Here is a 10,095-nt window from a genome sequence, read left to right as displayed (position 1 = left end):
ACCGTTAAAATTGTAAGCTTTTGCAGTTTTTGAAAAGTCTCCTAAGTTATTGGAAATAACTGATGGTAATGTGTTCCCTGGAATGCTTGGATGTCAAGAACGTGAATTATCTAAATCAAATTCAAGTCTAATTTTGTCCCCAGTTGCAAAATCAATGTGTCTTGCAGTTGATGAGTCAATTAATTGTTCAAAGAATGCTCCACCGATGTTTGCAAAATCTCTTGTTGAAGAGTTTTTAGATGCAGTTGCGTTTAAAACGAATGTAAATGAGTTGTCTTCTGTAAATGTTTTTGTGAAGACTGATGTATTTTTATCAATATTAAACTTATCACTTGTTATATTTGTTTTAACAAATGCTTGAAGCAATGCAACTCATAAAGCATTTTGATAATTAAATGCTGTGCCGTCAGAAATCTTGTAATTTCAAGCACCATTTGCATAGCTGTTAATTACATTATTTAATCAGTTTTTATTCACATTATTTGTTCCATCTTGTAAAAATCTTTCTTTATATTTGATTTCATATTTTCTAGGGAATAATCAATAATCATCAAGTGAATTAGGAACAATAGTTGAAGCAGCAGGTGTTAAATCAGGAACTACACCTGTTTTAACTCAATAGTTTGCTATTGGGCTTTTATCTTCTTTAACAAATGTTGTTGCTAAATAAGGATAGTTTCCTTGATTATTTAAAATTTCTAATTTAAGAAGTCTCTCTTCATTATCATCGTGATTATATTCAAATGTAACAACTTCATCATCATAATCAATTGAACTTTTATCTAATCTAATGTAAGGATCATTATTGCGTCCTCTTAAACGAGTTTTGTATTGAAGTGTGATTAGACCTGAATCAAATAAAGGTTTTAAATCACGAATTGAAAGAGTTTGATATTTAGATGTGTTATCAATAGATAACAATTTAAATGATCCTTCAAATATTTTTCTAGGACCAATTACATAATCTGCATATCCATCATCAGCATTATTTAGACAATTTAATACTAAATATGTTGCATATTGCATGTTTGTTGTTAAGTAATTTAGTAAATTACCTTTATCAATTCTTTCATCAATATTAGCTTTAATTTGATTAATTTCATCTAATCTAGAAATAAAGAATTCAACCTTATCTGTGTCGTGCTCAAATTTGTATGATAAGTTTTCTTTATCAGCTAAGAAATCTTTTAAGTAGTACTTAGAATTATCCGGATTGTTAGAGATTTGAACAATTTGTTCGAATGCATTATTAACTTTTTCTATTGCAATTGTATTAGCAACATTAAGGATATTTTCTACTTCATTTTTAAGAGTTTTTAATTCATCTAATGATTTATTTTCATAATCATCTAAAGTGGATAAATCAAAGTTTGTAATTTGATCTGAACCAAATAATGTTTCATTTTGTTTTACTTTATTTAATGAATTTAAATTTTCTCTTATGTATGCAACATAATCATCTTTACTTTCAGCAGATTGAGCAGCATTGATAATTATGTTTGCAACTTTATCAAATTTATTTCACTCACCACTTAACTCAAATAAGTATTTAGAATCTAATCGATTTCTAATTAACTCAATTAAATTATCTTTTGTGTCTTGAGAAGTAGCTTGAATATCAAAATTATCAATTTGATCACTTGTATTGTTTTGAACAATGTTAATTAAAACTGTATAACTTTGTGGAGCTACCACTACATTAACTTCGTTATTTTGAATTTCATCAATTGTTATTGATTGAATAACATCTTTATTCGAATCAATTAAGACATATGAATCAGGAACTAAACTACTTTCAATAGTAATTGAGTTTTCATCCATATTAAGTTTTTGTGTTGTAGTCGCAACAATATCATTATTTAAATCCTTAAAATTAATTGTTATTGTTTTTCTATTTTCAACAATTTCAATTTGAATTTCTGAAGTTCAGGGACTTACACCTGAAATTGATGTCACTTTAACATCACTTGGTAATTGTTGTTTAATAAGTTCACTAATTTTTGCTTCATCATCTTGATAATTAACTTGAATTTCAAAATCTTGAATATCTTGTTTATGTGATTCATTTTTGACTATTTTAACTTGCACACTATAGTTTTTAGGTAAAACTAAAACATCGACAGAATTATCCACTATTTGTTCTATAACTTCGCTTTCAATCACTTCTTTATATGAGTTAACTAAAACATAAGAATTAGGAACCATATTACTGTGGACAGTTAATTGATTCTCATCAATATTTATTTTTTGTGTTGTTGTATCAACAACAGAACCGTTAGAATCAACAAATTTAATTGTTACAGTTTTTCTATTCTCAACGATATCAATGTTAAATGTCTCAACTCAAGGTTTAATATTACCAATTGAACTAACTTTGACATCTGCAGGAAGATATTCCTCTATTAATTCTTTGACCCTAGTCTCATCATCTTGATAATTAACTAAAATATTAAAATCAGAAATATCATCTCTATGAGAGTTATTTTGGTTAATATGAACTCTAACTGCATAGTTTTTAGGAAGCGCAGTTAATTCAATAGTATTATTTGTAATTTCATTTACCATAACACTATCTAGAATTCGCTTGTTCGAATCAACTAAAACATAACCATCCGGAACTAAATCTGAACTTACAACAATTGAATTTTCTCCAATAGGAATTCTTTTCTCTCTTTTTTCAATAACACGATGGAAATCATTAAAGTAAATTGCTATAGTTTTTGTTCTTTCAGTAAGTTCTAAGTAAATAACCTGAGATCACCGTCCAATTCCTGAAATTGATTCGATTTTCACATTATTAGGTAATTGGTTCGCAATGAGTTCAAGAATTTTAATTTCATTATATTGATAGTTAACTGAAATCTTAAAATCTTCAATATCTTGTAAGTAGTAATCAAATTGATTTCTTTCTATTGAAACTTGAATATCGTAATTTTTAGGTCATATTTTAATAAATTCATTTGATATTGGAGCTTCATCTCTTATCAACTTATCAACCGGTTCTCCGTATTTATTCAATAAAACATAGTTTTCCGGATCAGGATTAGTGATTTCTCATTTACCATTAATTTTTTTTGCAATACTCTTAAGAGTTTCAGGTTCTTCGTCCCTGGTATAAGCGTTTCTTAATATCACTTTTACAGCTTCTTCAGTTTTATTTGTGTATTTTAGACCAAAATACACAGCAGGTGCAGTTACCGCTCCAAGTACTCCTGTGAATGCTAAAAGTATAATAATCTTTTTATTTCTTTTTGAAGTTTTACTAGTCATAAATTTGTCCTTTTTATTATTTTTAAATATACTAAATTAACACTCTTATATCGCTAAAAAAATGAAATAAATTTTGAGCTTGAAATCAACAAAAAAGCAAGCTAAGATAGCTTGCAAATTTAATTATTTTTTAAGGTCGTTTACTGAACCAATGTAAGCGAATTTTTCTGGATTTACATCAATAAATTCACCATTAATAATTCTAACGACTGAATCCACAGTTTGATCTAAAGGTACAAAAACCCCTTTTCTTAATGTGAAATGTTCAGTCATAAAGAAGTTTTGTGAGAAGAAGTTTTGCAACTGTAATGCTTTTTTAACGATTGTTTTTGATTCATCATCTAACTCATCAAATCCTAAAATAAGCATAACATCTTCAATTTCTTTATATCTTTGTAAGATGTATTTTGTGTCTAAAATAGCTTGATAATGCTTTGAACCAATAATTTCAGGATTTACGTTATTTGATGAAGAAACCAACGGATCAAAAGCAGGGAAAATGTTTTTAGCACTAATTTCACGTGAAAGCACAAGTGAAGAGTTTAAGTGGTTAAATACAGCAACAGCTGATGGGTCAGATAAATCATCCATTGGTAAGAAGACTGTTTGGAATGATGTAATTGAACCATTTTCATTTGTATAAAGTCTTTCTTCAGCTTGTGAAATTTCAGTGTTTAAAGTTGCTTGATATCCACCAATGGATGGTTTTTTGTCAAGTGATGCAGCAACTTCATTTCCAGCTTGTAAGAAACGGAAAATGTTGTCAATGAATAATAAAACATTTTCTTTATTGTTGTCTCTTAAGTATTCAGCAGCAGTAATTCCAACTGGTACAATACTCATTCTTGAACCTGGGTTTTCATTCATTCTTGAAATGTACATTGTTGAGTTTTGTATTAAGTTAGATTCAGTTAAATCATTGTATAACTCAATAGCTTCTCTTGAACGTTCTCCTGATCCAATGAAGATAGCTGATGTGTTAGTTTTTTGTTTTGATAGGTTGAAAATAATTTCTTTCATTAAAACAGTTTTACCAACTCCGGCTCCTCCAAAGATACCGATTTTATCTCCATCTAAAATAGGAACGAAAAAGTCAATAGCTTTAATACCTGTTGTTAAAAGCTGTGCTCTTTTTTCGTAGTTTGTATTTGTTACAATTGTTGAATCCATTTCAACTGTTTTTGTAACTTTTGTTTTAGGTGAGCTTAAGTTATTTCCAAGCACATCGTAAATGTGTCCTTTTGCTTCATTTCCAACAGGCACCATAAATGAATGGTTTAATTTTTCAATCTTATCATTGATTGATAAGTTATCTTTTAAGTCTACAATAACTGCTAATAAAGTATTTTCATTAAGAATTCTTTTAACTAATAAATATGAACCATTGTCGCTTTTAAGAAGTGAATTAATAGCTGGTAACTTTTCGTTTTTGAATTGAATTTCAATTACGTCGCTTCATAATTTTGTTATTTTAGCACTCATTATTTACTTCCTTTTAATTCATTTTTAATTTTGTTGTGAATTTGTTCTATTAGTTTTTCATCAGTAGTTAAGAATTCTTTAGCAGTAGGTAATTGTCATTGTAGATTAAATTTATTTGAATATTTATTAAGCAAGAATGCGAAGTAGTTTTTAACTAATTCATGATCTTTAGTTGTATCATTAATTAAATCATCAACAACTTTCTTGCAAGTTGCATTAGATTTTTCGTATTCAATAATGAATTTGATTGCTTTGTTAATTTGCAAATCAGATAAGTTATTTAATAAGTTTCATTGAATGATACGTGAAATTAAGTAAATATCTTTTTCATCGTATGATGAAACACCTTTTTGATTAAACATTTTTTCAATTTGGATTCCTCCTAACATAAGTGAATTAATGTCATCATTAAGGTCGTATTTAACAGCAAGTAGTTTTGCTTGTTTTTTGAATGATCTATATAACTTACCAACAATTTTTGCGCTTTGGTTCATTAATTTGTTTTGAACTCCACCACCAATACGTGAAACTGATAAGTTAACATCGATAGCTGGATATTTGTTAAGCGCAAATAATTCTGAGTTTGTAACAATTTGACCATCTGTAATTGAAATAACATTTGATGCAATTAAAGATGTAATATCGTTATCAACTGTTTGAATAATTGGAAGAGCAGTAATTGATTTTCTATTGTGGAATTTACCGCTTCTTTCAAGTAATCTAGCGTGTGCATAGAACATATCACCAGGGAATGCTTCTTTACCAACTGGTTTGTTGATTAATAAAGCAATTTCTCTGAAAATGTTTGCGTGTTTTGTTAAGTCATCAAACACGATTAAAACATCATCTTCATAAGAAACATTTTCAGCGTGAGCCATAGCAATATATGGAGCTAAATATTGTTCATATGGTTTATCACTGTTTGCAGTTAAGATGATTGTGTATTCATCAGCACCATGTTCTTTAAGTAAATTGTAAACATTTGCAATTTCGCTTTGTTTTTGTCCAATTGCAACATAAATACATTTAACATTTTTGTCTTTTTGGTTAATGATTGTGTTTAAAGCAATAAATGTTTTACCAGTTTTTCTATCACCAATAATAAGTTCTCTTTGTCCTTTTCCAACAGGAATAAGCAAGTCAATTACTGAGTAACCTGTTTTTAATTGCTCATCAAGAGGCATATAAGACATTAAGTTGTTATTAACGTTAAAGATTTCTGAAGCTTGCTCATAGAATTCAAATTTTTCTTTAGTAACTTCAGGGAATAAAATGTCACCGTTAATGTCAATGATTTTTCCGAAGTAGTTTTTTGCAGTTTTAACTTTTGTATCAACTTTAGCCCTAATTACTTCTGCACCAATTTTATATTCTTCAGGATTTTGTTTAATTAAACAAAAAGCACGATCTTCTGTTGCTGAAATTACCATTAATAAAGCATCTTTATTATCTTTTAAATGGTAAATTTCATTTTGTTTGTAATTTGTTTGGCCACTTATTTCAACAACATAGTCATAAATGGCTGATATGTATAATTTATTTTCCATGTTCTTCCTTTACTTTAAATTAGCTTTCTTTTTGTTTAAACTGCTAATGATTATTGTTCCAATTAATAAAAGCGTAATAAGTGTACCGATTGTAATTAAAACAATGTTTGTGTTTTTTGTTGATTGTAAATTTTCTTTAAGAATCAATTCATTGTAAGCTTTTTGGTATTGTGTTCTGATGTTTTCACTTTCATTAGTGATGTTTTTATTTTGAGTTACGATACCTAAATTAATGAATTGTTTTTGAACTTGTTCTAACTTTATGTTGAAAGTTTGAAATTGTTGATTTTTAAATGTGCTTACTTGTTCAATTCTGTCTAAGTCTAAAATTAAGTCTCTTAAAGTTGATAGCGCTTCATTAACGTCGCTAAATGTGAAATTAAAAGAATTTAAGTTAGCTTCAATAACTGATTTAATTTCAGGTACTGAAATTTGTTTTGAAAATTCGCTATATAAGTCTTTATATGCACTTGTTAATAAATTAAAGTAAGTTCTTCCTTTAATTGTTTGTGCGTGAATAGAGTTAGTGAATGCATCTTTTGAGTCTTCTGATAATGATAAGTTGATTAAATCACCTTTATCATTTTTAAAAGTTACATCCTTATAGTATTCAACTGCGTCATTTATGATGTTTGTGAATTGTTGATTGTTAATAATTTTTACTGCAACAAAGATTTGGTCAAAGACAATTTCTTGAAGTTTTCTATTTCCAAGTTTTTCAAAAACTAAATCTTTGGTAATTCCAAGTGCATCATAGTAACCTAACATCGAAGATTCAATTGCATTACTTACAACTTGCATTGATTGAGCATATTGTGCATCTGAATATCTAGTCACTTCACGTTCATAAGATGTTTGTTTCTCATCTGATGTATTTGTTAAAGTAATTGTTGCAATTAACTTGCCATCTTCTTCTCTTAAGCCTGTAACGTTGTATTTAAGTAATTTTAATAATGGATTAAAGAAGAAAACTGCTTCATTATTGAATTTAGCATTTTGTGAATTTACTAAACTAATTAATTCTGCATTTGAAGTGTTGATGTAGTCACCTGTAAGTATTGGAGAAAGTCTAGGAACGTTTTCTTCAGCAACTGAAACTACAATTGGGTCTTCTTCGATTTTGTCTTCAGGTAAGATTGGAAGAATCGGTTCTTCAACAACTTCATTGAATTCTTGGTTTTTCTCGATGTCAAATTTCATTGTTCTCTTATTAAGAACCGATAAGAAATAAGCATCTCAAGAATCAAAACCTTTAGGTATATTTAAATCTAATTTTGCATCATCATCTAAAACTTTGAAAACTTCTTCATCTTTTGCATATTTAGGAAAGTCTTCTTTTTCTAAAAGAATATCTCTTCAAGATGAAGATAGCGATTCAATATAGCTATTTGTTTGGTTCAAAATCGCACTTTGAGTAAGTTGATTATTAATTACTTCTGCTTCTTCAGGAATGACAACTTTTCCTTCTGTGTCTATAGCACTTACTTTTTCGTAGTTATCTGGTGTAGCTTCACCAATCATAAGTGGTCCAAAATCATTTTTAAAGTAAGTAATGTCTCCTAATTTGTAAGTTTCATTTGTAAGTAAATTAGGGAAAATGATGTTAAATCCATTTTCAATTGGATTTGAAACTATTTGATCTTTTTGAGCCTTTAAATAATTTACAAACTTTTTATAGTAAGTAATTCTTTTTAAATGTTCAATATTTGGTTCTGCTAAATTTTGCTTTTCATAATCTGCTACTTCTAATTCAAGCTTTTTAATATACTCTTCAAGGACTAATGGTAATTTTTCATTGAAAATGTTTTTTTGCATTTCCTTAGTTTCAGGAAAATTAGCAACAGGCTCTTTTTCTGTTTCAGTTGTATCACTTGCTGTTTCATTTTCATTTGTAGTTGCTGAAATAACCGAAAGCGGTAATACTAATGAAGAAGAAATAGCGCCTAATTTAAGTCATCTTCTTATTTTCATAAATCCTCATTTTCAAATAATGAAAAGTAAATTTGAGCTTTAAGCTTGAATGCTTTTCTTTTTAGTTTTTCTAATCTGTTGATTAAATCAATGTCATTAGAAGCATATAAAGCAAATTTTGTTTTTAGCAGTTCCCTTTTAATTTCTTTGTATTTTTTATTTAATGAATGTAATTGTGTTTTATTTTTATCATCTTGCGCAAAAGTATCAAATGAATTATTGTAGAAAAGGACAATTTGATTTTCATTACTTTGGACAAATAATGAATCAAATATTAAAAAGTATTCTTTTGAATTTGTTTTAAGTGAGCATAAAACTTTTTTGTGACTTGAAATTGTGTTTTTATCAACTTTTTGTCAACTATCTTTTAACTGATGATTGATTTTTAATTCAGAAATCTTAAGATGTCTTTTAACATTTTTAGCTGATACTAAAGTTAAATCAATCATTAGTTCCCCTTTCTGATTTCATGTAATAAGTCTTTTTTCTTGCTAAGCATTGAGATTTGTTCAATTTCTTTTTCTCTTTTAACTTTTAAGAATTGTCTTTTTTGGAATTTGATTTTTTCTTCTAAATCATTAAGAGTACTGTTTTGAGCAACTAACTTATATTTTTCATAAATTAAAGCTGACTCAGTTAAAAGTGAAGAAATAGCAAAGTTTAAGTAAGACTCAGTTTCTGAATCGATAAACTCATTTAAATCTTGTGAAATTTTGTGAGTGTTGATATTTGAGTTAAATAATTGACCGTGTTGATGGTGTTTAAGTGTGAAATTATTCATATTTACAGGAAGAAGTTGAATATGTTTTTCTTTAATCTTTGTTGAGTTAATTACAAAGTTTAAGTTTGCATAATCATTAATTTTGAAGTTGTTAATAATGATTTTTGGAAGTAGTTCATTTAAGTAATCAACTTCATTTTTCTCAAAGCTAAATAAGATATTAAATCCGTTGTCACTAGCAAACTTAATTGCTTTTTGACCAATAGCAATAATGCTATCGTTAGATTTGTTGATAGCTTGAAGCAAGTACTTTTCATGTTTTTGATATGAGTTAGTACTATATTTTTCTTCTTCTGTAATGTAAATTCAAAGTGTTTTTAATCCACCTAAAGTAAGCAAGTCACTTTTTTTATTAAGAGCAAAATCATTGATTGAATATTTATCAGTAATTTGCTCAATTATGAATTTTGAATAGTTAGCTCTATCTAAACAGTAACTAATTTGTTTAGATAGTCTAAGTAAGTTAATTAAAGTAATATTTTTCTTTGATTCAACGATTTTATAAATCTTTTTAAGAGAATTGTATTTTGATTCAATGGTTTTACTGTTCATTGATAATTCCAGGACCTATAAATAATTTATAAACATTGTTTTCTTTTAATAAAAGAACACTCGGTATAAATTCGATAATGTAATTCTCTTCAATTAGTTTATTTATGTATTCATTAAAGTCTGAGTTCAATTGTGAAACAGAGCTTCTAAGTATTGTATCTGATACAGAAACATTTTGTTTTTGTTCAGTTTTAGGAATTTGATCATATAAACTAAATTTTGAATCAATAGTTCAGGTGATAACAAATTTATCTAATAAAAGATTATTTTTTCTGCTAATTCATTTTTGAATACTATCTGTCAAAGGTTTTAAATCTTTTTCAGTTAAGTTGTATTCAATTAAAAATGAATTTCAGAAACTTTCATTTGAAACATAAGTCGGTTTGCTTTTAAATCTTTCAAAGTCAGCAAATAATTTTGATTGATAAACTTTTGCTTTTTCTAAGTATGCTAAAAGCTCTTTATTTTTCATTTTATTTTTCTTAAACATAA

Annotated in this window: 7 protein-coding genes; all 7 read right to left on the bottom strand. The window is 27.5% G+C overall.

Annotation, left to right across the window (positions count from 1 at the left end):
* On the bottom strand, positions 1 to 3,270 hold a 3,270-nt coding region (locus VBM88_RS01510; RefSeq protein WP_323680284.1), incomplete at its 3' end, for a hypothetical protein.
* Between the two features lie 123 nt (positions 3,271 to 3,393).
* The gene (locus tag VBM88_RS01505; protein ID WP_323176449.1) at positions 3,394 to 4,752 is read right to left on the bottom strand and encodes an MSC_0618 family F1-like ATPase beta subunit; all 1,359 of its coding nucleotides are present in this window, start codon (positions 4,750 to 4,752) and stop codon (positions 3,394 to 3,396) included.
* On the bottom strand, positions 4,752 to 6,299 hold the full coding sequence (locus tag VBM88_RS01500; protein WP_323176450.1) for an MSC_0619 family F1-like ATPase alpha subunit: 1,548 nt from the start codon (positions 6,297 to 6,299) through the stop codon (positions 4,752 to 4,754). Before VBM88_RS01500 ends, VBM88_RS01505 begins: the two co-directional genes overlap by 1 nt.
* Before the next feature lie 9 nt (positions 6,300 to 6,308).
* A complete protein-coding gene (locus VBM88_RS01495; protein WP_323176451.1) occupies positions 6,309 to 8,270 on the bottom strand; it encodes an MSC_0620 family F1-like ATPase-associated subunit in 1,962 nt (653 codons plus the stop codon).
* Positions 8,261 to 8,719 (bottom strand): MSC_0621 family F1-like ATPase epsilon subunit, encoded by a 459-nt coding sequence (locus VBM88_RS01490; RefSeq protein WP_323176452.1) that lies wholly within the window; start codon positions 8,717 to 8,719, stop codon positions 8,261 to 8,263. The genes VBM88_RS01495 and VBM88_RS01490 overlap by 10 nt, the downstream gene beginning before the upstream one ends.
* Complete coding sequence (locus VBM88_RS01485) at positions 8,719 to 9,603, bottom strand: MSC_0622 family F1-like ATPase gamma subunit (RefSeq protein WP_323176453.1); 885 nt, start codon at positions 9,601 to 9,603, stop codon at positions 8,719 to 8,721. Before VBM88_RS01485 ends, VBM88_RS01490 begins: the two co-directional genes overlap by 1 nt.
* Positions 9,593 to 10,075: a DUF2714 domain-containing protein gene (locus VBM88_RS01480; protein ID WP_257089599.1), complete on the bottom strand. Its 483-nt coding sequence runs from the start codon at positions 10,073 to 10,075 to the stop codon at positions 9,593 to 9,595. The genes VBM88_RS01485 and VBM88_RS01480 overlap by 11 nt, the downstream gene beginning before the upstream one ends.
* Between the last annotated feature and the right edge of the window lie 20 nt (positions 10,076 to 10,095).

This window comes from Mycoplasma sp. 1232 (genome assembly GCF_034863345.1).
Classification (GTDB): domain Bacteria; phylum Bacillota_I; class Bacilli_A; order Mycoplasmatales; family Metamycoplasmataceae; genus Mycoplasmopsis.
The sequence above is the reverse complement of the archived record's forward strand: the minus strand, read 5'-3'. Positions and strand labels throughout refer to the sequence as shown.